We start from the raw sequence: 22,299 nt of genomic DNA on the forward strand, positions 1-22,299 counted from the left end.
CGCAATGTATTGATATATTTTAATATTTTTTCAGACGGCCTCTATCCAACCGGCAATGCGTTTTTCAACGGCTTCGGCATTCAGCCCCAAATCGGCTAAGAGTTTTTTCGGGTCGCCGTGTTCGGTAACTTTGTCTTCTACACCCAGCAGCAATACCGGTTTGCAGATGCTGTGTTTCGCCAACACTTCCAACACCGCGCTGCCTGCGCCGCCTTGTTTGGCATTCTCTTCGGCGGTAACGATGTAGTCATGGCTTCGGGCAAGGCTGACGATCAGCTCTTCATCTATCGGTTTGACAAAACGCATATCGGCAACGGTGGCGTTCAGCTTGTCGGCGGCGGTCAATGATGGGGCAACCATGCTGCCAAAGGCGATAACGGCAATTTTCTCGCCTTCGCGACGGATGATGCCTTTGCCGATTTCAACGGTTTCCAGGCCGTCTGAAACGGTTGCGCCCGTGCCTGTGCCGCGCGGATAACGGACGGCGGACGGCGAATTTGCCTGATAGCAGGTTGAGAGCAGCAGGCGGCATTCGTTTTCATCGCTCGGTGCGGCAATAATCATGTTCGGCACGCAACGCAAAAAGCTCAAGTCGTACAAACCGGCATGGGTCGGTCCGTCTGCACCGACAATACCGGCGCGGTCGATGGCGAACAAAACAGGCAGGTTTTGCAAGGCAACGTCGTGCACCAACTGGTCGTAAGCGCGTTGCAGGAAAGTGGAGTAAATCGCCACGACGGGCTTGATGCCTTCGCACGCCAAACCGCCTGCAAAGGTAACGGCGTGTTGCTCGGCGATACCGACGTCGAAATAGCGGTCGGGGAATTGCTGTTCAAACTCAACCAAGCCGCTGCCCTCGCGCATGGCAGGCGTGATGGCAACCAAACGTTCGTCCGCCGCTGCTTGGTCGCACAGCCATTGGCCGAACACTTGCGTATAAGTCGGTTTGACCGCGGCAGGTTTGACTTCCGGAACAGGCACTTCGCTCGGCAACTTGGCGACAGCGTGGTATTTGACAGGGTCGTTTTCGGCGAATTTGTAGCCGTTGCCTTTTTTGGTGATGACGTGCAGCAATTGAGGGCCTTTGCGGCCGCGCAAGTCTTTTAATACGTCCACCAGATTTTCAACGTTGTGGCCGTCCACCGGGCCTGTGTAACGGAAACCGAAGTTTTCAAACAAAGACAGCGACTGTTTGGCGTGTTCCGCTTCGCCTGCCAAGGTTTTGATTTTGTTTTCGACTTTTTGGGCAAGCTCCATCGCTCCGGGCAATTTGTCCAACACTTTGCTCGATTGGGCTTTGATAGTGCTCAACAGGCCGTGCATATCGCGCACGACGTTGCTGGCAAGGTATTTCGGCAACGCGCCGACATTGGGGGAAATCGACATTTCGTTGTCGTTGAGGATGACCAGCAAATCTACATCCATATCGCCTGCGCAGTTCAGGGCTTCAAACGCCTGACCCGCCGTCATGGCTCCGTCGCCGATGATGGCGACACTGCGGCGGTTGTTGCCCAACTGTTTGTCCGCAACGGCCATGCCCAAAGCCGCGCCGATGGATGTGGAAGAATGCCCCACGCCGAACGCGTCGTATTCCGACTCGCTGCGTTTCGGAAAACCGGCCAAACCGCCGTATTGGCGCATAGTGTGCATTTGATTTTTGCGGCCGGTGAGGATTTTGTGCGGATAGCTTTGATGGCCGACATCCCAGACCAGATGGTCTTCGGGCGTGTCGTACACATAATGCAGGGCCACCGTCAGCTCGACCGCGCCCAAGTTACTGGCGAAATGGCCGCCTGTCTTACCGACGGAATCCAACAGAAATTCGCGCAATTCGGCGGCGACTTGCGGCAGCTGTTTTTTCTCCAGACGGCGCAAATCCTGAGGCGTATCGATAATATCGAGCAAAGGGCTTGGGTTCATGATTTTTGGCGGTGATTTTTTGTGTAACGGACGATTATATCAAGAGATTGCACAACTTGTTACAAATGCTTTCAGACGGCCCGAACCTTTATCCTTTATAATACTGCCAACTAAAAACACAAGGCCGTCTGAAATGACCCAAAACGCAAACAATCTCTGCTGGCTCGATATGGAAATGACCGGCCTCAACCCGGAACACGACCGCATCATCGAAGTCGCCATGATCATTACCGATTCCGATTTGAACGTACTGGCGCAATCGGACGTCTATGTCATCCATCAAAGCGACGAATTGCTCGACGGCATGGACGAGTGGAACACCGCCACCCACGGCCGCACCGGCCTGACCCAACGCGTACGCGAATCCAAACTGACCGAAGCCGAAGTCGAGCAAAACCTGTTGGACTTCATGTCCGCATGGATACCCGAGAAATCCACGCCCATGTGCGGCAACTCCATCCATCAAGACCGCCGCTTCATGGTCAAATACATGCCGCGTTTGGAAGCCTATTTCCACTACCGCAACTTGGACGTATCCACGCTGAAAGAATTGGCCAAACGCTGGAATCCGGCCGTCGCCAAAAGCGTGGTCAAACGCGGTTCGCACAAGGCATTGGACGACATCCTCGAAAGCATCGAAGAAATGCGCCATTATCGCGAGCATTTCCTCAAACTCCCTTCCGAACAATAATCTTAAGGCCGTCTGAAACAGGTTTTACACCGTTCAGACGGCCTCATCGGCTTCCTTCATCTCATGAAAATCACCAAAATCTTTACCTTCGATTCCTCGCACATGCTCGACGGGCATGACGGCAAGTGCCAAAACCTGCACGGCCACACCTACAAACTCGAAATCACCGTCTCCGCGCCCGTTATCCAAGGCGGCGCAAAAGACGGCATGGTGATGGACTTTACCGACCTGAAAGCCATCGTCAAACAACACATTACCGACCCGTTCGACCATGCCTTCATCTATCACGGCAACAACGAACGCGAAAGCCAAATTGCCGCGCTTTTGGAAGGCTGGAACATGAAAACCCTGCGCCTGCCCTGCCGCACCACCGCAGAAAACATGAGCGTAGAAATGTATGGCCGTCTGAAAAACGCCGGTGTCAAAGTGTGCAGCGTGAAATTATGGGAAACGCCGACTTCGTGTGCGGAATATGAAGGGGAATAAACTGCTGTCCTCTATTTTTCAGACGGCCTGTTCCCATCAATACCTCATACACTAAACATCAATAAGGAATCTTTATGAAACTCCTCTCCACCCTCCTCGTCCTATTCGTCGCTGTAGAACACTTCTACATCGCCTGGCTCGAAATGACGCAAATCCCAAGCGAAAAAGCATCGGAACTGTTCAACATGCCTTACGAATTTATGGAACAAAAACGTGTGCAAACCCTGTTTTCCAACCAAGGCCTGTACAACGGCTTCCTCGCTATCGGCTTGGTATGGGCGCACTTTGCTGCACCTGACAATGCGGTTTACGGCGCGACCATCCTGTTCCTCGGCTTCGTCCTCATCGCCGCCGCATGGGGCGCGTTTTCATCCGGCAACAAAGGCATTTTGCTCAAACAAGGCTTGCCGGCATTTTTGGCCGCCGCAGCCGTCATTAACGCTTAAACACACCAGCCATTCTTTCCCCTCAAACTAACAGAAAGAATGGCTGTCTCAACCGATTTCTCAAAACGCTTCACCACAACAATTAAATCCCGCACATCCGACATTCATGACCATTCAAATCACACCAAACAATCCCCAATACCGCATTGTCGAAATCTTTGAAAGCCTGCAAGGCGAAGGCTGGAATACAGGCATGCCTGCCGTTTTCATCCGTTTGGGCAAATGCAATCTCGCGTGCAGCTGGTGCGATACCGACTACCTCAAATTCAGCATAATGAGCCTGTCCGATATTTTAGGCCGTCTGAAAACCTACACGGCGCACAACATCATCATTACCGGCGGCGAACCCACCATCCAACCGCATTTGGATACCCTGCTCAATGCACTCAAAGCCGAAGGCTATTTTCTGTGTATCGAAACCAACGGCCTCAACCCCGCGCCGCCGCAAATCGACTACGTTGCCACCAGCCCTAAGGCCTGCTATGCCGCCAAATATGAATCTAGTTGCATCGAGAAAGCCGACGAAGTGCGTATTGTTGCCGACGGCGATGTCGTTGCGTTTTGCCAAGAGATGGAACGCAAAATCCGCGCCCAACATTACTACCTCTCGCCTTGCGAGCAAGACGGTGTGATGAATATCTACGACACCATCCGCCAAATCGGCGTATTAAACAGCCGGCCCGACGCCCCCGTCCATTGGCAACTGAGCGTACAGACGCATAAATGGGCAGGAATAGAATAATTCGTTTGAAATCAATTAAAAACAAAACCTTTACAAAATATTGAATGTAAATACCATTCGATATTCGACCAAATGCACTACTGGCAATGCTCTCAGGCCGTCTGAAAACCTAATTTCAGACGGCCTTTTTTGTTACAAACCTCTTGACCGATTACATAAGATTACGTAAAGTGTGCAACAGTTTTCATAAATTGGTAAAACCAATTTACCTGATAACTGGTTGCATCTAAAAGGTGGCAATCCTTATTCGAAAAACATTAACTACTCAACACATCGCATCAAACCGCCATTGATTGACGGTTATGATGCTTGTTGCCCCGAGGATAATCCCATGGCTCTCTTTCTCAGTATTTTTCCCATCGTGCTGCTGATCTGGCTGATGGTTAAGAAAAACAGTATGCCGTCCTACGTCGCACTGCCGATTACCGCCGCGCTGATTTATGCCATCAAACTGTTTTATTTCGGCGACAACGCCATGTTGCTCAATGCAACAGCCGCGTCCGGCCTCGTCTCTACCCTGACCCCGATTACCGTGATTTTCGGTGCCATTATGTTCAACCGCATGATGGAAACTACCGGCTGTATCGACGTCATCCGCAAATGGCTGGCTACCATCAGCCCGAATCCGATTGCCCAGTTGATGATCATCGGCTGGTCTTTCGCCTTTATGATTGAAGGCGCATCCGGTTTCGGTACGCCTGCCGCCATTGCCGCGCCAATCCTGATGAGCTTGGGCTTTAACCCGTTAAAAGTAGCTATCTTCACTTTGGTTATGAACTCCGTACCCGTGTCCTTCGGTGCAGTTGGTACCCCGACTTGGTTCGGTTTCGCACCGTTGAACTTGAGTGCTGAAAACATCTTGGCTATCGGCAGACAAACCGGCGTGATGCACTTCTTCGCAGGTTTCATCATCCCTGTTATCGGCTTGAGCTTCATCGTACCTTGGGCTGAAATCCGCAAAAACTTAGGCTTCATCGGTATCGCCGTATTCTCCTGTACCCTTCCTTACGTTGCATTGGCGATGGTCAATGAAGAATTCCCATCACTCGTTGCCGGCGCAATCGGCCTGATGGTGTCCGTATTCGCGGCCAACCACGGCTGGGGCTTGAGCAAAGACCATCCGAAAGACCCGAATGCCGAAAAAGTACCTTTCGCCCAAGTTGCCAAAGCACTTGCCCCTCTGGGTATGCTTATCGGTATGCTGGTGGTTACCCGTATCAAACAGCTGGGCATCAAAGGCCTGCTGACCAGCAAAGAAGAATGGTTCAGCTTCCAACTGCCGTTTGATTTGTCCAAAATCACCGTCAGCGACTCCCTGACCATCACCTTCGGCAACATCTTCGGCCAAGGCGTAAATGCTTCCTACCAAACCCTCTACGTTCCGGCCTGGATTCCGTTTGTCTTCACCGTTTGGATTTGCATCCTGCTGTACAAAACCAAATTCAAAGATGCGTGGTCTTTCTATGCTGCAACCTTCAACCAAACCAAAAAACCTCTGCTTGCCCTGATGGGTGCGTTGATTATGGTTCAACTGATGATGGTTGGCGGCGACGACTCCATGGTGAAAATCATCGGTAAAGAATTTGCCAATATGGCCGGCGAACATTGGGTGTACTTCTCCCCATACTTGGGCGCAATCGGTGCATTCTTCTCCGGCTCCAACACTGTATCCAACCTGACTTTTGGTCCGATTCAACAACAAATCGCGCTTGATACCGGCCTGTCCGTTACCCTCATCCTCGCCCTGCAATCTGTCGGCGGCGCAATGGGCAACATGGTCTGCATCAACAACATCATCGCCGTGTGCAGCGTGTTGAACGTGAACAACGCCGAAGGTGCCATCATCAAGAAAACTGTCATCCCGATGACCATCTACGGCATCATCGCCGTGACTGTGGCTGCAATTTTCTTCTTGTAAACAGCTTCATATCAAAGGCCGTCTGAATATTCAGACGGCCTTTTTTGTATTCTTTCGCTATATTTCTTAAAGAATCATTAATGTATATATTCCGCAACAACCCGCATCACCACTTTGCAACACCAAATCACAAACAACTTTCTATTAATAAACAATCGGGTAACCATAAGTAAACACTGTTTTGCAATTTACCTAATTGCCACTACCGACAAAACGCCTAAAATACGCTTCATCTGCAAACGGAAACCCTTTCTCACTTTGCAAGATAACACACAACCCTCATATGGAGCTTAGATCATGAAATTACTTTCTGTTATCACTGCAGCCGCATTGGCTACTGTTTCCTTCTCCGCTGCCGCTGCACCTGCCGGCTTCGTTTCTTACAGTTGTGACGGTGGCAAATCACTGAACGTGATGTACGGCTTTGACCGTAGCGGCCGTGCAGTTACTGCCGACGTAAACGCCGGTGGCAAAAAAGCCTCTTTGGTTGTCGACAAAAAACGTTCTGACAGCACTGGCACTACTTTCACCAACCGCCGCGGCTATACAATGTCTGCCGGTTTCATCGACAAAAACACCCACACTACTTCTGAAGTAGTTGGCGTGAACGCCCCTAACGGCTCATTCCTGGTGAAAAACTGCGAACCACGTCCACGTTAATCCCAGTTTTCCTATTTAACCGAATCATCCCGGTTTGATAGAAAGGCCGTCTGAAAAACAATTTTCAGACGGCCTTTTGATTCAAGCCTATAAAAAGAGCGTGTACCGTACACGCTCTTTTTGTTTCTTCACACACCAATTAAATACGCATCGGCATCACGATGTATTTGAAGTTCGGATTATTCGGCACGGTAAACAGCGTTGAACGGTTGGCATCGCCGAAAGCAAGCTGCATATCATCGGAGTGGATATTACGCAACACATCCATCAGGTAGCCGATGTTGAAACCAACTTCGAGTTCTCCGCCTTGGTAAGCAATTTCCAGCTCTTCACGCGCTTCTTCCTGCTCGTTGTTGCTACATACGACACTCAGCAAACCAGGCTGCAGGAACAGTCGCGCGCCGCGGAATTTTTCATTGGCAAGAATGGCGGCACGCTCGAGCGCACCCAAAAGCTGGGTACGGGATACGAGGAAAATCTTGTCGTTATCCAAAGGAATCACGCGGTTAAAGTCAGGGAACTTGCCGTCGATGACTTTGCTGACAATGGTCGTGCCATTGCATTGGAAGCGTACTTGATTGTCCAAAAGCTCAACGGTGATGGACTCGGACGGATTGTTCAACAGCTTGAAGAGTTCCAATACCGTTTTACGTGGCAGGATCACTTCCGTTTTCGGCAGTTCTGCTTCAATTTGGCTGGCCGCATAAGCAAGGCGGTGGCCGTCGGTTGCAACAAGGCGCAGTTGGTTTCCTTCAACCTGCATCAGCAAGCCGTTAAGGTAATAGCGGATATCTTGAACCGCCATGCTGTATTGCACTTGCGAAAGCATGGTTTTGAAGGTTTCTTGAGTCAGCGAGAAAGTCGCGCTGACGTCGCTACCAACGTTCATCAATGGAAAGTCTTCGGCCGGCAGGGTTTGCAGGGCAAAGCGGGATTTGCCCGCGCGCAGAGTCAAACGGTTGTCCGCCCAATCCAGTGACACCAGCGCACTGTCAGGCAGGGCGCGCAGGATGTCTTGGAATTTTTTAGCGTTGGTCGTAATGCGGAAATCGCCTGCCTGACTTTCAGGGCCGGCGGTATTGATTTGGATTTCCAAGTCAGTTGCCAAAAGTTTGGTTTGTCCTTCTTTGCTTTCCAGCAACACATTGGACAAAATCGGCAGAGTATGGCGACGTTCGACAATACCGGTAACGGCTTGCAACGGCTTGAGCAGACTGTCGCGGTCGGCTTGTAAAATCAGCATGTTCCATTCCTTTGAATTTGAAATCGGTTGATTTGGATATTTTAAAATATTTTTTGTTTTCAGACGGCCTCATATTGACATCAGGCCGTCTGAATATTGCATTGGGTCAGTTCTGAATCAGAATCAGCAGTTTTTCATAGTCTTGCGCCAATTCGGGATCTTCTTCGCGCAGTTTCGCCACCGCTTTGACACCGTGCATCACAGTCGTGTGGTCACGACCGCCAAAGGCATCACCGATAGAAGGCAGGCTGAGCGTGGTCAGCTCTTTGGTCAGGCTCATGGCAACTTGGCGCGGACGGGCAATATTGCGCGTGCGTTTTTTGCCCAATATATCGCTGATTTTAATACGGTAGTATTTTGCTGTCGCATCGATGATGATATCGGCGGTAATGACTTTGTGTTTTTCGGCAATAATATCCTGCAAAGCCGTACGCGCCAAATCCATATCGATGACAGGACGGTTCATAAAACGGCTGCTGGCGCTGACGCGGTTGAACGCGCCTTCCAGCTCACGCACATTGGAGCGGATCAGATTGGCAATAAACAAAGCGGCTTCGTCTTCGATACTGATACCGGCCGCTTCTGCCTTTTTCTGCAAAATCGCCACGCGCATTTCCAATTCGGGCGGTTCGAGCTCCAAAGTTAAACCCCATGAGAAACGGGACTTGAGACGGTCATCCATACCTTCAATTTTGGCAGGCAATACGTCGCACGTCAGGATCAATTGTTTTTTCTCGTTGTGGAAATGGTTGTACAGATAGAAGAATTCTTCCATCGTACGGTCTTTGCCTTTGATGAACTGAATATCGTCGATAATCAGCAGGTCATACTGTTTGTATTGTTGCTTGAACACATCATAAGTGTTGTTGCGCACAGCCTTCATAAAGCTGCGGATATAGTCGTCCGAGTGCATATAGCGCACTTTGGCATCAGGACGGTTTTTCAGCAATTCGTTGCCGATGGCTTGCACCAAGTGGGTTTTACCCAAACCGGTACTGCCGTATAAGAAAAACGGGTTGTAGCCCTGCCCCGGATTTTCAGCAATCGCTTGGGCGGCTGCGGCGGCAAGGCGGTTACCCTTACCTTCTACCAAAGTTTCAAATGTATAGTCACGCGACAGATTGGTCTGTTCGTAGCGTGCTTCTTCCGCATCGTGTTGCGCGTCGATTTTGGCTTTGGTAACTGCTTTAGACTCAGCCGGAGCAGCAGTTTGCACTTGAGGCTCATGCGGCAGGTTTTTCATTCGTTGCGCCAAAATCTCGGCAGCCGTCATGGCAGCGGCAGGTTTGGAAACCGTTTCAGACGGCCTATCTTCTTCCATTGCAGCAGTTTGCAAAGGCATTTGAACAGGCTCTACAAATTCTTCAACTTCAATGACTTCTTGCACTTGCACCGGCGCAACAGCCTGAGCCGCCATTTCATAATGCGTACCTACGCCCGGCTTAAACGCGAAAGCAGCCTGCTGAGGCACCAACTCGGCACGCACGGCATCAATTTTGGCGGCAAACTGGCTTTTGAGCATATTGCAGGCAAATTGGTTTTTACCATACACCACCCATACGCCGTTTTCTTCGCCCACGGTCAAAGGCGCAATCCATTGCGCAAACTGCCCGGCAGGCAACATTTCGTGAAGGCGGCGAAGGCACAGCGGCCAAAATTCAGCTAACGTCATGAGATTAAGCTCGGAAAATGGAAGATTTGGGAAATACAAAAAGGCAGAGCAGCCAGACAATCCGATAAAAATCAAATTCTTACGATACTCCTACTGCTTTCAGACGGCCTTGCGCACAGAGAAAAGCAAGGTTGGGCGATTATACCCATTCCGCTCTTTTTTATCCACAACCGCCGCAAAATTTTATCCACAAATTCTATCAATGCATAAAACCCGTTGTCACACTTTGGCCAACGAAAAGTTTTTATATTGATTGACAAAAGCAGCAAATTGGAGTGTAATTCACGGTTTAATTATCTACCAATTTTTAGGAAACATCATGAAACGCACTTATCAACCTTCCGTTACCAAACGCAAACGCACCCACGGCTTCTTGGTTCGCTCCAAAACCCGCGGTGGTCGCGCAGTATTGGCTGCCCGTCGCGCCAAAGGCCGCAAACGCCTGGCTGTATAATTTTGAATTACGGCTTCTCGAAGCAGTATCGCTTATTAAAAACGGATGATTTTTCATCCGTTTTTGCGTTGAAAAACCGACGCAGCCGCGATTTGCTGCAAGTCTCCCAGTCCGCAGACAACGCGCTCGGCCATCCGCGCCTTGGTTTGATCGTCAGCAAAAAGACCGCCAAACGCGCCCATGACCGCAATTACATGAAGCGCGTCATCCGCGACTGGTTCCGGCTGAATCAACACCAGCTGCCGCCGCATGATTTTGTTGTGCGCGTGCGTCAGGCGTTTAATCGGGAAACTGCCCCGGAAGCCCGAGACCAACTTGCCCAGCTGATGAAAAAACGCCGATGAATACCCTGCTTTCCAAGCTCCTCCTTGCACTCATCCGCTTTTACCAATACTGCATCAGCCCCCTCATTCCGCCGCGCTGCCGCTATACCCCGACCTGTTCACAATACGCAGTCGAAGCCGTCAAAAAATACGGCGCATTCAAAGGCGGATGGCTGGCAATCAAACGCATCGCACGATGCCATCCTTTCGGCGGACACGGACATGACCCTGTTCCATAATGCTGCTGTCAACCATTTAAAGAACACGATTTCCTTTAATTTCCCGTCGGTTTCTATATAATGCCGTCTGAAGCAGTTTTCATCTCGATTACCTATCCGTCAATTCCAGGAATCTCTTATGGATTTTAAAAGACTAATGGCGTTTTTTGCCATTTCAGTGGCAATCTTTGCCGGCTGGGAACATTTTTTCCCCAGCCCCAAACCTAATCCGGCGCAACAAGCCGCGCAACAGCAAACGGCCGCTGCTCCGGCAAAAGCCGCTGCTGAAGCCGCACTTGCCCCGGCTTCTCCCATTACCGTTACCACAGACACGGTTAAAGCCGTCATCGATGAGAAAAGCGGCGACCTGCGTCAACTGACCCTCTTGCAATACAAAGCAACCGGCGACGAACACAAACCTTTCGTTCTGTTTAACGACGGCAAGGAATACACCTACGTCGCCCAATCTGAGCTTTTGGACGCACAAGGCAACAATGTTCTGAAAGGCATCAGCTTTACCGCTCCACAAAAACAATACAGTTTGGAAGGCGACAAAGTTGAAGTCCGCCTGAGCGCACCTGAAACCAACGGCCTGAAAATCGACAAAGTTTATACTTTTACCAAAGGCAGCTACTTGGTCAACGTCCGCTTTGACATTACCAACAGCAACGGCCAACCCGTCAACCTAAGTGCAGACTACCGCATCGTTCGCGACCACAGCGAACCTGAAGGCCAAGGCTACTTCACCCGCTCTTACGTCGGCCCGGTGGTTTACACCCCTGAAGGCGGCTTCCAAAAAGTCAGCTTCTCTGATTTGGACGACGATGCCAAATCCAGCAAATCCGAAGCCGAATACATCCGCAAAACCCCGACCGGCTGGCTTGGCATGATTGAACACCACTTCATGTCCACTTGGATTTTGCAGCCTAAAGACGGTCAAAGCGTATGCACTGCAGGCGAATGCAACATCGACATCAAACGTCGCAACGACAACCTGTACAGTGCAAGCGTCAGCGTGCCTTTAGCTACCATCCAAGCCGGCGCAAAAGCCGAAACCGCCATCAATCTGTATGCCGGTCCGCAGGCCACTTCCGTTATCGCCAACATCGCCGACAAACTGCAACTGGCCAAAGACTACGGCAAAGTACACTGGTTCGCCTCCCCACTCTTCTGGCTCTTGAACCAACTGCACAACATCATCGGCAACTGGGGCTGGGCAATCATCGTTTTGACCATCATCGTCAAAGCCGTACTGTATCCATTGACCAACGCCTCTTACCGCTCTATGGCAAAAATGCGTGCCGCTGCACCTAAATTGCAAGCCATCAAAGAGAAATACGGCGATGACCGCATGGCGCAACAACAAGCCATGATGCAGCTTTATAAAGACGAGAAAATCAACCCGCTGGGCGGCTGTCTGCCTATGCTGTTGCAAATCCCCGTCTTCATCGGTCTGTACTGGGCATTGTTCGCTTCCGTAGAATTGCGCCAAGCGCCTTGGTTGGGTTGGATTACCGACTTGAGCCGTCCGGATCCTTTCTACATCCTGCCTTTGATTATGGCGGCAACCATGTTTGCACAAACTTATCTGAATCCGCCGTCAACCGACCCTATGCAGGCGAAAATGATGAAAATCATGCCTTTGGTTTTCTCCATCATGTTCTTCTTCTTCCCTGCCGGCTTGGTTCTGTACTGGGTAGTCAACAACCTCTTGACCATCGCCCAACAATGGCACATCAACCGCAGCATCGAAAAACAACGCGCCCAAGGCGAAGTCGTTTCTTGATAAAAGCTTAGGCAACACAAAGGCCGTCTGTTGTTCAGACGGCCTTTTTTATTTCCTCAAACAAATACAGTTTGAGATTGAACCCAATCCAGTTTTAAGCTTTTAAGCGGCATGCAACACAAAAATCGTCGGGCGTTTCTTCAAATTCGGCATTTCTTTTCTTTTTCGCCACTGCGCAATCGTCTGGCTGATGATTTCCTGTGTCGGCAAGGTCAAGTCCGTAGCCACACATAAGCGCGTTTCAGGGTGCAGGTTTTCTACTGCATCAGCCAACAACGCATCGTTACGATACGGCGTTTCGATAAACAGCTGCGTTTCATTCTGCTGGCGCGAACGTTGCTCCAAAGCCTTCAAACCCTGAATCCGCTCATTTTTTTCAGACGGCAGATAACCCTTAAATGCAAAGTTCTGCCCATTCGCACCCGAAGCCATCAGCGCCAGCAACAAACTGGACGGGCCGATCAAAGGCCGTACTTCAAAGCCGTGTTTATGCGCCAACGCCACTAAATTCGCGCCCGGATCGGCAACAGCCGGACAACCCGCCTCGCTGACAATGCCCATACTGCGCCCTTCTTGCAAAGGTTTCAGCAATTCCGGCAAAGTCTTCAAATCCGTGTGTTCATTCAGCGTTTGCAGATTCAGCTCGCGGATAGGCGTAGTCACACCCAAATGTTTCAAATGTGCACGCGCTGTTTTTTCCGCCTCCACAACAAAATCCGTCAGCCCGACAATCGCCTGTTGTTCATGCGGCAACAGGCATGGCGTATCAGGCGCACCCAAAGGGGTTGGAATCAAATACAAAACCGGTTTCATTCTTGCAACTCCAAAAAATCTCAGGCCGTCTGAACACATTCAGACGGCCTCAAACTATAAAACTTCCACACCTTCGTTTTTCAAAAAATCAATCAGACGGAAAATCGGAAGACCGATCAAAGCATGCGGGTCCGTACTTTCAATCCACTCCAACAAAGCGGCGCCCAAACCCTCGCTCTTCGCTGCGCCGGCACAATAAACCGCATCCGGCTCGCGTTCCAAATATCGGCTGATTTGTTCCTGCGTCAACTGGCGCATGGCAACCACCGTATGATCGACATGATGCTGAACCTTGCCCGTAGCAGTATTCAAAAGCACGATTGCACTGTAAAATTCAATCCGTTTTCCGCTCAAGTCCGCCAGCATCTGTTGTGCATTTGCGACGTTCATCGGCTTACCCAACTGCCGTCCTTCGCACCATGCGACTTGGTCTGCACCGATAATCAGCGCGGCAGGGAAAGTTGCCGCCAATGAACGGGCTTTGCCTTCCGCCAAACGCAGCGCCGTTTCGCTCGCATGCTCGCCCGCAATAGGCGTTTCGTCAAAATCAGGCGATGCCGTCTGAAAATCGATACCCAAACGGCGAAGCTGTCCGCAGCGGAAAACCGAACTCGACCCTAAAACCAAAGGCAGTTTTACTTCCATATTTTTACTTAAAAACATTGACGTTAGACCGCCGAAATTATATCATACTCCGTTTATGTCATACCCTAATTTGATTGACCCAGAAGTTTTCGCCGCCGAAGGGCAGAATCTGCAAGGCAGCTTCCTGCTCGAAGAATTGGATGAACGAGTCAGTTCGCACGATTATCCGGCCGACAAACAGACACGTGTGTCGTTTACGCTGCAAGGCGGTCGCGACCGGTTGCAACGTCTGTTTCTCGATTTAAACGTCAAAGCCGACATGCCCCTGATTTGCCAGCGTTGCATTACGCCCATGCCGTTTCTACTCGATGAAACCAGCCGTATCGTCCTGTTTGCCGATGAAGAGAGTTTGGACGAAGCCATGCTTGCCGATGAAGAATTGGAAGGCATGCTGCTCGAAAAAGAGCTTGACGTGCGGACTCTGGTTGAAGACCAAATCCTGATGTCGCTCCCTTTCTCCCCTCGACACGAAGACTGCGGCAACAATGGAACACTGGACGAAGTCAATCGGGACAAACCAAACCCCTTCGCTGTTTTAGCAGGTTTGAAAAGCAGTTAATTAGGACACAGTTTATTTATCTAGGAGCTTGAAATGGCCGTTCAACAAAACAAAAAATCCCCTTCTAAACGCGGTATGCACCGTTCACACGACGCTCTGACTGCGCCTTCTCTGTCTGTTGACAGCACAACCGGCGAAGTGCATCGTCCACACCACATTTCCCCAAACGGTATGTACCGTGGCCGTAAAGTGGTAAAAGCTAAAGGCGAATAATCCGTTCGTCTGACTGAAAAAGCCAGAATATTGCCATGCAATGACTGGCTTTTTTGCATTGCACCCTGTATTTTCCTCTTCGGAAGCACACCATGAAACGTAAAATCTGGTACACCTACGACGACATTCACCGCGTAATCAAAGGATTGGCGGAAAAAATCCAAAACTCCGGCACCAAATACGATGCCATGATTGCCATTGGCGGCGGCGGTTTTATCCCTGCCCGCATGTTGCGCTGCTTCTTGGAAATTCCGATTTACGCCGTCACCACAGCCTACTACGACAGTGATAACGAAGGTCAAGTTACCGAGGAAGTGAAAAAAGTCCAATGGCTTGATCCCATTCCAGATGCCCTGAAAGGCAAAAACGTACTGGTCGTTGACGAAGTGGACGACAGCCGCGTTACCATGGAATTCTGCCTGAACGAATTGTTGAAAGAAGATTTCGGCACTGTCGGCGTGGCAGTATTGCATGAAAAAATCAAAGCCAAAGCCGGTAAAATTCCTGAAGGTATCCCTTATTTCAGCGGCATTACCGTTGAAGACTGGTGGATCAACTATCCTTGGGACGCGCTGGACATTGACGAACACAACAAATTGGCCGCGCAAAACCAATAAATTTGGTACGACCGTCGCAACAAGCCTTTTCATCTGATTTTCAATTCAATTTCCTGAAAATCAGATGAGAGTGCTTGTCCGATTATTTGAGGCCGTCTGAAACACACAAACCGGAGAACAACATGATTACACTGGCCGTAGATGCCATGGGCGGAGATGCAGGCCTTGCGATGACCGTCCCCGGTGCAGTGGATTTCCTGAAACAGCAATCCGATGTACATCTGATTATGGTCGGAGATGAAGCAGCAGTCCGCCAAGCATTAAGCTTGGCAGGCGCGCCTATGGACCGCATTACCGTCTGCCATGCAGCGCAAGTCGTCGAAATGGATGAAGCGCCTCAATCCGCGCTGAAAAACAAAAAAGAATCATCCATGCGCATCGCCATCAACCAAGTCAAAGAAGGCAATGCGCAAGCCGCCGTATCGGCAGGCAATACCGGCGCACTGATGGCGACCGCCCGATTCGTCCTCAAAACCATTCCCGGCATTGAGCGCCCTGCCATCGCCAAATTCCTGCCTTCCGATAGCGAACACGTTACCCTGGCTTTGGATTTGGGTGCAAATGTCGATTGCACACCCGAACAACTGGTTCAATTTGCCATCATCGGCAGCGAGCTGGTACACGCGTTACACCCCGAAAAAGGCAGCCCGCGCGTCGCCCTTTTGAACGTCGGTACAGAAGACATCAAGGGTACGGATGCCGTCAAACAAGCCTTTAAACTGTTGAGCAGCAGCAAACTCAACTTTATCGGCAATATCGAAAGCAACAGCGTTTTGTATGGCGAAGCCGATGTCGTTGTCGCTGATGGGTTTGTTGGCAACGTTATGCTCAAAACCATCGAAGGCGCGGTTAAATTCATGAGCGGCGCCATCCGCCGTGAATTCCAAAGCACTCTGTTCAACAAACTTGCCGCCATTGCCGCCCTGCCCGCGCTCAAAGGTTTGAAAGGCAAATTGGATCCGCGCAAATTTAACGGCGCCATCCTGCTTGGCTTACGCGGTATCGTGATTAAGAGCCACGGCGGAACCGACGAAGTCGGCTTCCGTTATGCTTTGGAAGAAGCCTATCACGAAGCCAAATCTGCCGGCCTCGCTCAAATCGAACAAGGCGTAGCCACCCAGTTGGCCGCTTTGGAAGCCGCCAAAGCAGAACTAGAAACTGCTACTCCAGCAACGGAAGCTTAAGGCTGATATACACAGGCCGTCTGAAACCTCAAAATGTTCAGACGGCCTGTTTTTATCTTTAATTACCGGCTTCATTCTTAATATTGGGAATTTTCCCATTTTCGCTTACAATACCCGACTATCTGAATCAATTCTCTAAAAAGGCCGTTCTCATGCAATATGCTAAAATTTCCGGTACAGGCAGCTACCTTCCTGCCAACCGCGTCAGCAATGACGACCTTGCCAAAAAAGTGGACACTTCCGACGAGTGGATTACCACGCGTACAGGTATCAAATTTCGCCATATTGCAGACGACAGCGAAAAAACCAGCGATTTGGCCGCCGAGTCAGCGCGCCGCGCCTTGGCAGATGCCAATTTGCAGGCTGACGATATCGACCTGATTATCGTCGCCACAGCCACTCCCGATATGCAGTTCCCTTCTACGGCAACCATCGTGCAGCAAAAATTGGGCATTGCCAACGGCTGCCCTGCCTTCGACGTACAAGCCGTGTGCGCCGGTTTTATGTATGCCCTGACCACTGCCAATGCCTACATCAAAAGCGGCATGGCGAAAAACGCTTTGGTCATCGGCGCGGAAACCTTCAGCCGCATCGTCGATTGGAACGACCGCACCACCTGCGTTCTCTTTGGTGACGGTGCGGGGGCGGTTGTCTTAAGCGCATCTGACGAACCGGGCATCATCCACAGCAAACTCAAAGCCGACGGCAACTACCTCAACCTTTTGAACGTCCCGGGACAAATCGCCAACGGCCAGATTTGCGGTTCGCCCTACATCAGCATGGACGGCCCCGGCGTATTCAAGTTTGCCGTCAAAATGCTGGCAAAAATTGCAGATGACGTCATCGAAGAAGCCGGTTACACCGCCGATCAAATCGATTGGATTGTGCCGCACCAAGCCAACAAGCGCATTATCGACTCTACCGCCAAACACTTGGGCTTGAGCATGGACAAAGTGATCTTGACCGTCCAAGACCACGGCAACACTTCCGCCGCCTCCATTCCGCTGGCACTGGATGTCGGTATTAAAAACGGCCAAATCAAACGCGGACAAAACCTCTTGCTCGAAGGCATCGGCGGCGGTTTTGCCTGGGGTGCGGTTTTGGTGAAGTACTAACGATTGGGCCGTCTGAACATCCCTTTCAGACGGCTTCTTCTGCCACAACCCATGAAATCCCTAACATTTGCACTCTGCATCAGCATCTTATTTTTAGGCGTAACGTTTATGGTATTGCCCAAACTGGCAATCGCCTATCTCGCACTGAGTGCATACGTTTTCCTGCTTTACTACCTAGACAAACAGCGCGCACGCAACCACGGCAGACGCATACCCGAAGCAAAATTACACCTGCTCAACCTGTTTGGCGGCTGGCCGGGCGGTTATTGCGGCAGCCTCGCATTCAGACACAAAACCAGCAAACCCGGATTTGTCCGCACCTTCCGGCTGACCGCCGCAACCAATACTGTCGCTACCCTCCTTCTGCTGGCAGACACCCTCAAACATTCAAACCAATAAGGAATTACCATGTCTTTCGCATTCTTCTTCCCCGGACAAGGCTCACAAAGCCTAGGCATGATGAACGGCTTTGCCGAGCAAGCCATCGTTAAAGCCACATTTGACGAAGCTTCCGCCGTATTGGGTCAAGACCTGTGGGCAATGATTAACGGCGAAGATGCCGAATTAATCGGGCAAACCGTCAACACCCAGCCCATCATGCTGGCTGCCGGCATTGCCACCTACCGCGCCTACTTGGAAGCCGGCGGTAAAATCCCTTCCGTCGTTGCAGGCCACAGCCTCGGCGAATACACCGCCCTCGTCGCCGCCGGCGCATTGGATTTCGCAGACGCGGTCAAACTGGTCCGCCTGCGAGCCGAACTCATGCAATCTGCCGTACCGCAAGGCGTAGGCGCAATGGCCGCCATTTTGGGTTTGGAAGATGAACAAGTAAAAGCCATTTGTGCCGAAGCTGCACAAGGCGAAGTCGTTGAAGCCGTCAACTTCAACTCCCCAGGCCAAGTCGTGATTGCCGGCAATACCGCCGCAGTCGAACGCGCCATGGCCGCCGCCAAAGAAGCCGGAGCCAAACGCGCCCTGCCGCTGCCCGTTTCCGTTCCTTCACATTGCAGCCTCATGAAGCCTGCAGCGGAAAAACTTGCCGAAGCATTGAAAGACATCACAATCAAACAACCTCAAATCCGTGTCATCCATAACGCCGATGTTGCCTCTTACGATGATGCCGACAAAATCAAAGATGCCTTGGTACGCCAACTGTACAGCCCGGTGCGCTGGACAGAAACCGTCAACGCGCTTGTTTCCGAAGGTATCACCGAATCAGCCGAATGCGGCCCCGGCAAAGTCCTCGCAGGTCTCGCCAAACGCATCAACAAAGAAGCCGCGTGCAGCGCATTGACCAATGCCGACCAAGTGGCTGCATTTATCGAAGCTCACTAAAACGTTTTCAGACGGCCTTATCCTGTCAGGCAAGGCCGTCTGAAAAATTAGCCCACTCCAATCCGAATACATTATGAAAAAAACCATTATTCTTGCCGTTCCCTACATGTACGGACTGGATCAATGTATCGAAAAAAATCTGCGTTTTCTTGGTTTTGATGTCATTAATCTGTGCTATGACGACCGAGATTCCTATTATCCGAACTTGGGCAGCAGACTCAAAAACCTCTACCACAAACACATCACCAAAGACGGCAACTATAAAAAATACCTCAAATACAGCCGCCACCTCGACGACATTCAGCAAAAATTGGCCTTGCTAAACGGCAAAAAAGCCGATTATGCGCTCTGCATCCGCGCCAATATTTACCCCAAAGAAATTATCGCCACCATCCGCGAACACAGCAATGTTTGTGTGAACTATCAATGGGATGGCGTAGGCCGCTTCCCAGATATTATTGAATATTTGGATTATTTTGACCAATGCTGGGTTTTCGACCCCGACGATATTCAAAAATATCCACAATGCCATTTCAAAGCCACCACCAATTTTTACTTTGACTTTCCCGTGGCGGAATATACACCCACCAACAAACTCTACTTTTTAGGCGGCTACGAACTTAGACGCGAAGAGCAAACCAAACGCTTTATCCAAGAAACCGAACGCCTCAACCTACCCTTGGATTTTCATATCTACTGCAAAGACGACAGGGCTGAAAAAGCCTTCGGACACAATGGCATCCGCTATCTCGACCGCAGCAGTATCCTCAGCTTTGAAGAAAACCTCAGCCAAGTGCAAAGTTGCGGTGCGGTCGTCGATTTTGCACAATTCGAACATTACGGCTTATCATTCCGTATCTTCGATGCATTGCGTTTCGATAAAAAACTGATTACCACCAACAAACATATCTTGGAAACCGACCTATACCACCCAGACCGCGTGTTCGTATGGGACGGCGGTAATTTAGACGCATTGCCTGAATTTTTGGCAGGTCCGTATCAGCAACCTGCCCCTGAAATCAAAGCCTATTATTCGTTTACACAATGGCTAAACCGCCTGCTCGGCATTGATTAACCTTATTGCCTATGGCAAATATACCTGCCTGACAAAATATTATATTGAATACATTATGAGTAAGAAAAAAGTCATTCTCGCCATGCCGGAGCTCTTCAAAATCCACGAACTCATTATTGAGAACTTGGAGAAATGCGGATTTGAAGTGCTGTCCCTGACCTATGAAGAAAAAGAGTTCAAATACAAAAATGCATTTCAACGGCTGAAAAAAATTTGGTATCGAAATATTCTTGGACAAAAAGACTTCAAAAAACGGACCATGTTCCGCGCCGTAGAAGAACGCCTCAATACCCTGTTAAGCGAACATCCCGAACAAGCGGATTATTGCTTCATGATTTGGCTGGGCGCCTATCCGAAAGACTTCATCGCCAAGCTCAGAGCGCATTCAAAATTAATGGTGTATTACAACTGGGAAGCCCTGACCTTCTTAAAAGAAGACTTCGACAATATCGAATTTTTCGACAAATTTTACTTTTTCGATCCGTTTGACCAGGGCAAACATCCTGAATACACTGAAAAACTCATTCCAACCACCAGCTTCTACTTTGACAGCTTCAGGCCGTCTGAAAACCCGCAAAACAAAATCTTGTTTATCGGCTCGTACGCTGCCGACCGTAACAATGACATCCGTGCATTTTGCGAAGCTGCGCGTTCAATCGGTTTAAAAATAGATTTCCGCTTGGCCAGTAAGAAAATTGAAGAAGAAAAAGCGGCTTTAGGCATTCCAGAAGTCGAGTTCTTCTCATTTGAAAACGCCCTCTCCTATCGTCAAAACTTAGAAGAAGCAGCCAAATCCTCCGTATTGGTAGATTTCCTCAACCGTAAGCACTACGGCCTCTCTTTGCGGATTTTCGAAGCGATCGGTTTGGACAAAAAACTGATTACGACCAATCCGACCATCGTACATTACGATTTTTATCACCCGAACAATATGTTCTACTGGAATGGAAGCAACCTTGACGAACTCAAAGCCTTCCTGACCTTACCGTATGTACCGCTTGCCCCCGGCCTGAAACACAAATATAGCTTTAGCAACTGGATCAGCTGCGCATTTGATATTGAACCGAATATCCCTATCGGATTACCTGAAATCGATAGAGAAGTTGTGGAGAATTTAAATGTTTGATAGAGAAAAATTAGTATTAGAAACTGTTCATATCCGCAAACGAGAATTCATTGAACAGCCGAAACATATTGTTTATGCAGCCGATCAAAACTATATCAAACACATCGGCACTGCGTTACTTTCTGTGCTGCAAAACAATACCAGTCCAATATATTTTCATTTGTTAGTTAGTGGTTCAGAAGGTTATGATTTTAATATTTTCGATCAAATTGAAACATCAAATCAAAACTACGCAATAAGCGTTTACCATTTAAATACAGAATACTTTTCTACCCTGCAGACTACCCATTATTTTACTATCGCTATGTATTACCGTATGAGTATCCCTTGCTTATTAAAAGGTATTGCTCATACTGCGCTTTATTTAGATACTGATGTACTATGCTTGGGCAATATTGATGATTTATTTGAAATCGACATTTCAAATTCTTTGATTGCTGCCGTACCTGATGCAATTTTATACAGAGCATATATAAAACAACTCAATCAATTTGGTTTTACAGATACTGAGCCTTATTTCAACTCTGGGGTCATTCTATTCAATATTGACAAATGGAATGATATGGCAATAGATAAAATTTTGTCTGAAAAAATGCAAGCCGTAGAAAAACAGAATTTTAAACTCTCCTGTCCAGACCAAGATATTTTGAATTTAGCCTGTATAGGTCATGTACACTGGCTTTCAGAAAACTTTAACTGGATACATTGGCATCAAAAATACAGTGAATTAATCGACAATCCCAACAGTATCCGCTTAGTCCATTTTGTTGGTCATATCAAACCGTGGCATCAATTAGGCTTCCACCCTGCATATGATCAATATTTTAAGAATTCCCCATGGAATAACGGATATCTAGAACAACCTCTATCAACTTGGTTGCCCTTTCCAAATCCTAAAAGGAAATTTAGACAAGCAGCCAAACGACTTTGGAAACAAGGACAAAAAAAGCAAGCATGGGCATACTACAAAGAATATTTATTACGCAGAATCAACAAACGACGGTATCAAGCACCCTCCCTAGGTAAATAAGGCCGTCTGAAACCATTTTTCCCAATCG

At 49.4% G+C, this 22,299-nt stretch carries 25 protein-coding genes; 20 read left to right on the plus strand and 5 right to left on the minus strand.

Going from position 1 to position 22,299, the window contains the following annotated elements; all coding sequences use genetic code 11:
* Nucleotides 1-30: 30 nt before the first annotated feature.
* Nucleotides 31-1,920, minus strand: a complete 1,890-nt coding sequence (gene dxs, locus KCG55_RS02325) for a 1-deoxy-D-xylulose-5-phosphate synthase (protein ID WP_254323275.1) — start codon at nucleotides 1,918-1,920, stop codon at nucleotides 31-33.
* 133 nt (nucleotides 1,921-2,053) lie between these two features.
* Here dxs and orn point away from each other — a divergent pair, with 133 nt between their 5' ends.
* The 6 genes from orn (at nucleotide 2,054) to KCG55_RS02355 (ending at nucleotide 6,863) form a co-directional block, all read left to right on the plus strand.
* Complete coding sequence (gene orn / locus KCG55_RS02330) at nucleotides 2,054-2,611, plus strand: oligoribonuclease (RefSeq protein WP_039862353.1); 558 nt, start codon at nucleotides 2,054-2,056, stop codon at nucleotides 2,609-2,611.
* Between the two features lie 63 nt (nucleotides 2,612-2,674).
* Entirely contained in the window at nucleotides 2,675-3,097 is a 423-nt protein-coding gene (queD, locus tag KCG55_RS02335; protein WP_003748900.1) for a 6-carboxytetrahydropterin synthase QueD, read from the plus strand.
* A gap of 74 nt (nucleotides 3,098-3,171) precedes the next feature.
* Complete coding sequence (locus KCG55_RS02340) at nucleotides 3,172-3,543, plus strand: DUF1304 domain-containing protein (protein WP_254323276.1); 372 nt, start codon at nucleotides 3,172-3,174, stop codon at nucleotides 3,541-3,543.
* A gap of 106 nt (nucleotides 3,544-3,649) precedes the next feature.
* A complete protein-coding gene (locus KCG55_RS02345) occupies nucleotides 3,650-4,285 on the plus strand; it encodes a 7-carboxy-7-deazaguanine synthase QueE (protein WP_254323277.1) in 636 nt (211 codons plus the stop codon).
* Between the two features lie 331 nt (nucleotides 4,286-4,616).
* Nucleotides 4,617-6,203, plus strand: a complete 1,587-nt coding sequence (locus tag KCG55_RS02350; protein WP_254323278.1) for an L-lactate permease — start codon at nucleotides 4,617-4,619, stop codon at nucleotides 6,201-6,203.
* A 297-nt stretch (nucleotides 6,204-6,500) separates the two neighbouring features.
* Nucleotides 6,501-6,863, plus strand: coding sequence for a DUF7606 domain-containing protein (locus KCG55_RS02355; protein ID WP_049328541.1), 363 nt, complete (start codon nucleotides 6,501-6,503; stop codon nucleotides 6,861-6,863).
* A 139-nt stretch (nucleotides 6,864-7,002) separates the two neighbouring features.
* On the opposite strand, the gene dnaN is transcribed toward KCG55_RS02355, so the two are convergent.
* Both dnaN and dnaA read right to left on the minus strand, forming a co-directional pair.
* Complete coding sequence (gene dnaN / locus KCG55_RS02360; RefSeq protein WP_254323279.1) at nucleotides 7,003-8,106, minus strand: DNA polymerase III subunit beta; 1,104 nt, start codon at nucleotides 8,104-8,106, stop codon at nucleotides 7,003-7,005.
* Nucleotides 8,107-8,212: 106 nt separating this feature from the next.
* The gene (gene dnaA / locus KCG55_RS02365; protein WP_254323280.1) at nucleotides 8,213-9,778 is read right to left on the minus strand and encodes a chromosomal replication initiator protein DnaA; all 1,566 of its coding nucleotides are present in this window, start codon (nucleotides 9,776-9,778) and stop codon (nucleotides 8,213-8,215) included.
* 319 nt (nucleotides 9,779-10,097) lie between these two features.
* On the opposite strand from dnaA, the gene rpmH reads away from it, so the two are divergent.
* From rpmH to yidC, 4 genes are all read left to right on the plus strand, one after another.
* A complete protein-coding gene (rpmH, locus tag KCG55_RS02370; protein ID WP_002214728.1) occupies nucleotides 10,098-10,232 on the plus strand; it encodes a 50S ribosomal protein L34 in 135 nt (44 codons plus the stop codon).
* A gap of 2 nt (nucleotides 10,233-10,234) precedes the next feature.
* The gene (gene rnpA, locus KCG55_RS02375; RefSeq protein WP_254323281.1) at nucleotides 10,235-10,576 is read left to right on the plus strand and encodes a ribonuclease P protein component; all 342 of its coding nucleotides are present in this window, start codon (nucleotides 10,235-10,237) and stop codon (nucleotides 10,574-10,576) included.
* A complete protein-coding gene (gene yidD / locus KCG55_RS02380) occupies nucleotides 10,573-10,794 on the plus strand; it encodes a membrane protein insertion efficiency factor YidD (RefSeq protein WP_003682178.1) in 222 nt (73 codons plus the stop codon). Before rnpA ends, yidD begins: the two co-directional genes overlap by 4 nt.
* Before the next feature lie 118 nt (nucleotides 10,795-10,912).
* A complete protein-coding gene (gene yidC / locus KCG55_RS02385; RefSeq protein ID WP_254323282.1) occupies nucleotides 10,913-12,559 on the plus strand; it encodes a membrane protein insertase YidC in 1,647 nt (548 codons plus the stop codon).
* A 102-nt stretch (nucleotides 12,560-12,661) separates the two neighbouring features.
* Here the strand turns inward: yidC and KCG55_RS02390 are convergent, their stop codons facing one another.
* Both KCG55_RS02390 and KCG55_RS02395 read right to left on the minus strand, forming a co-directional pair.
* Nucleotides 12,662-13,372: an SAM-dependent methyltransferase gene (locus KCG55_RS02390; RefSeq protein WP_254323283.1), complete on the minus strand. Its 711-nt coding sequence runs from the start codon at nucleotides 13,370-13,372 to the stop codon at nucleotides 12,662-12,664.
* 54 nt (nucleotides 13,373-13,426) lie between these two features.
* On the minus strand, nucleotides 13,427-14,017 hold the full coding sequence (locus tag KCG55_RS02395) for a Maf family protein (protein WP_254323284.1): 591 nt from the start codon (nucleotides 14,015-14,017) through the stop codon (nucleotides 13,427-13,429).
* Nucleotides 14,018-14,072: 55 nt separating this feature from the next.
* On the opposite strand from KCG55_RS02395, the gene KCG55_RS02400 reads away from it, so the two are divergent.
* The 10 genes from KCG55_RS02400 to KCG55_RS02445 all read left to right on the plus strand — a co-directional run bounded on the left by KCG55_RS02400 (nucleotide 14,073) and on the right by KCG55_RS02445 (nucleotide 22,271).
* Nucleotides 14,073-14,576 (plus strand): YceD family protein, encoded by a 504-nt coding sequence (locus KCG55_RS02400; protein WP_004520416.1) that lies wholly within the window; start codon nucleotides 14,073-14,075, stop codon nucleotides 14,574-14,576.
* Nucleotides 14,577-14,609: 33 nt separating this feature from the next.
* Nucleotides 14,610-14,789 carry a 50S ribosomal protein L32 gene (rpmF, locus tag KCG55_RS02405; RefSeq protein ID WP_003751054.1) on the plus strand — a complete coding sequence of 60 codons (180 nt, stop codon included), beginning with the start codon at nucleotides 14,610-14,612 and terminating at the stop codon, nucleotides 14,787-14,789.
* A gap of 92 nt (nucleotides 14,790-14,881) precedes the next feature.
* The gene (locus KCG55_RS02410) at nucleotides 14,882-15,406 is read left to right on the plus strand and encodes a phosphoribosyltransferase (RefSeq protein ID WP_254323285.1); all 525 of its coding nucleotides are present in this window, start codon (nucleotides 14,882-14,884) and stop codon (nucleotides 15,404-15,406) included.
* Nucleotides 15,407-15,528: 122 nt separating this feature from the next.
* Nucleotides 15,529-16,590, plus strand: a complete 1,062-nt coding sequence (plsX, locus tag KCG55_RS02415) for a phosphate acyltransferase PlsX (RefSeq protein WP_254323286.1) — start codon at nucleotides 15,529-15,531, stop codon at nucleotides 16,588-16,590.
* Between the two features lie 152 nt (nucleotides 16,591-16,742).
* Nucleotides 16,743-17,705 carry a beta-ketoacyl-ACP synthase III gene (locus tag KCG55_RS02420; protein WP_254323287.1) on the plus strand — a complete coding sequence of 321 codons (963 nt, stop codon included), beginning with the start codon at nucleotides 16,743-16,745 and terminating at the stop codon, nucleotides 17,703-17,705.
* A gap of 51 nt (nucleotides 17,706-17,756) precedes the next feature.
* Nucleotides 17,757-18,104 carry a DUF1294 domain-containing protein gene (locus tag KCG55_RS02425; RefSeq protein WP_254323288.1) on the plus strand — a complete coding sequence of 116 codons (348 nt, stop codon included), beginning with the start codon at nucleotides 17,757-17,759 and terminating at the stop codon, nucleotides 18,102-18,104.
* Nucleotides 18,105-18,113: 9 nt separating this feature from the next.
* On the plus strand, nucleotides 18,114-19,040 hold the full coding sequence (fabD, locus tag KCG55_RS02430) for an ACP S-malonyltransferase (protein ID WP_254323289.1): 927 nt from the start codon (nucleotides 18,114-18,116) through the stop codon (nucleotides 19,038-19,040).
* A 73-nt stretch (nucleotides 19,041-19,113) separates the two neighbouring features.
* Nucleotides 19,114-20,115 carry a hypothetical protein gene (locus KCG55_RS02435; protein WP_188209381.1) on the plus strand — a complete coding sequence of 334 codons (1,002 nt, stop codon included), beginning with the start codon at nucleotides 19,114-19,116 and terminating at the stop codon, nucleotides 20,113-20,115.
* Nucleotides 20,116-20,170: 55 nt separating this feature from the next.
* Nucleotides 20,171-21,241: a hypothetical protein gene (locus KCG55_RS02440; protein WP_254323290.1), complete on the plus strand. Its 1,071-nt coding sequence runs from the start codon at nucleotides 20,171-20,173 to the stop codon at nucleotides 21,239-21,241.
* Complete coding sequence (locus KCG55_RS02445) at nucleotides 21,234-22,271, plus strand: glycosyltransferase family 8 protein (protein WP_254323291.1); 1,038 nt, start codon at nucleotides 21,234-21,236, stop codon at nucleotides 22,269-22,271. Before KCG55_RS02440 ends, KCG55_RS02445 begins: the two co-directional genes overlap by 8 nt.
* Nucleotides 22,272-22,299: the final 28 nt, after the last annotated feature.

Source organism: Neisseria subflava, assembly GCF_024205745.1.
Classification (GTDB): domain Bacteria; phylum Pseudomonadota; class Gammaproteobacteria; order Burkholderiales; family Neisseriaceae; genus Neisseria; species Neisseria flavescens_B.

What these genes read in the sequence shown, in the direction of transcription:
- KCG55_RS02440 (WP_254323290.1), top strand. Translation starts at nt 20,171, where the DNA reads ATGAGTAAGAAAAAAGTCATTCTCGCCATGCCGGAGCTCTTCAAAATC.
- KCG55_RS02400 (WP_004520416.1), top strand. Translation starts at nt 14,073, where the DNA reads ATGTCATACCCTAATTTGATTGACCCAGAAGTTTTCGCCGCCGAAGGG.
- KCG55_RS02355 (WP_049328541.1), top strand. Translation starts at nt 6,501, where the DNA reads ATGAAATTACTTTCTGTTATCACTGCAGCCGCATTGGCTACTGTTTCC.
- KCG55_RS02435 (WP_188209381.1), top strand. Translation starts at nt 19,114, where the DNA reads ATGAAAAAAACCATTATTCTTGCCGTTCCCTACATGTACGGACTGGAT.
- KCG55_RS02445 (WP_254323291.1), top strand. Translation starts at nt 21,234, where the DNA reads ATGTTTGATAGAGAAAAATTAGTATTAGAAACTGTTCATATCCGCAAA.
- KCG55_RS02340 (WP_254323276.1), top strand. Translation starts at nt 3,172, where the DNA reads ATGAAACTCCTCTCCACCCTCCTCGTCCTATTCGTCGCTGTAGAACAC.
- yidD (WP_003682178.1), top strand. Translation starts at nt 10,573, where the DNA reads ATGAATACCCTGCTTTCCAAGCTCCTCCTTGCACTCATCCGCTTTTAC.
- fabD (WP_254323289.1), top strand. Translation starts at nt 18,114, where the DNA reads ATGTCTTTCGCATTCTTCTTCCCCGGACAAGGCTCACAAAGCCTAGGC.
- dnaN (WP_254323279.1), bottom strand. Translation starts at nt 8,106, where the DNA reads ATGCTGATTTTACAAGCCGACCGCGACAGTCTGCTCAAGCCGTTGCAA.
- KCG55_RS02395 (WP_254323284.1), bottom strand. Translation starts at nt 14,017, where the DNA reads ATGGAAGTAAAACTGCCTTTGGTTTTAGGGTCGAGTTCGGTTTTCCGC.
- KCG55_RS02390 (WP_254323283.1), bottom strand. Translation starts at nt 13,372, where the DNA reads ATGAAACCGGTTTTGTATTTGATTCCAACCCCTTTGGGTGCGCCTGAT.
- queD (WP_003748900.1), top strand. Translation starts at nt 2,675, where the DNA reads ATGAAAATCACCAAAATCTTTACCTTCGATTCCTCGCACATGCTCGAC.
- KCG55_RS02345 (WP_254323277.1), top strand. Translation starts at nt 3,650, where the DNA reads ATGACCATTCAAATCACACCAAACAATCCCCAATACCGCATTGTCGAA.
- rpmF (WP_003751054.1), top strand. Translation starts at nt 14,610, where the DNA reads ATGGCCGTTCAACAAAACAAAAAATCCCCTTCTAAACGCGGTATGCAC.
- KCG55_RS02410 (WP_254323285.1), top strand. Translation starts at nt 14,882, where the DNA reads ATGAAACGTAAAATCTGGTACACCTACGACGACATTCACCGCGTAATC.
- orn (WP_039862353.1), top strand. Translation starts at nt 2,054, where the DNA reads ATGACCCAAAACGCAAACAATCTCTGCTGGCTCGATATGGAAATGACC.
- KCG55_RS02420 (WP_254323287.1), top strand. Translation starts at nt 16,743, where the DNA reads ATGCAATATGCTAAAATTTCCGGTACAGGCAGCTACCTTCCTGCCAAC.
- dxs (WP_254323275.1), bottom strand. Translation starts at nt 1,920, where the DNA reads ATGAACCCAAGCCCTTTGCTCGATATTATCGATACGCCTCAGGATTTG.
- plsX (WP_254323286.1), top strand. Translation starts at nt 15,529, where the DNA reads ATGATTACACTGGCCGTAGATGCCATGGGCGGAGATGCAGGCCTTGCG.
- KCG55_RS02425 (WP_254323288.1), top strand. Translation starts at nt 17,757, where the DNA reads ATGAAATCCCTAACATTTGCACTCTGCATCAGCATCTTATTTTTAGGC.
- rpmH (WP_002214728.1), top strand. Translation starts at nt 10,098, where the DNA reads ATGAAACGCACTTATCAACCTTCCGTTACCAAACGCAAACGCACCCAC.
- yidC (WP_254323282.1), top strand. Translation starts at nt 10,913, where the DNA reads ATGGATTTTAAAAGACTAATGGCGTTTTTTGCCATTTCAGTGGCAATC.
- dnaA (WP_254323280.1), bottom strand. Translation starts at nt 9,778, where the DNA reads ATGACGTTAGCTGAATTTTGGCCGCTGTGCCTTCGCCGCCTTCACGAA.
- KCG55_RS02350 (WP_254323278.1), top strand. Translation starts at nt 4,617, where the DNA reads ATGGCTCTCTTTCTCAGTATTTTTCCCATCGTGCTGCTGATCTGGCTG.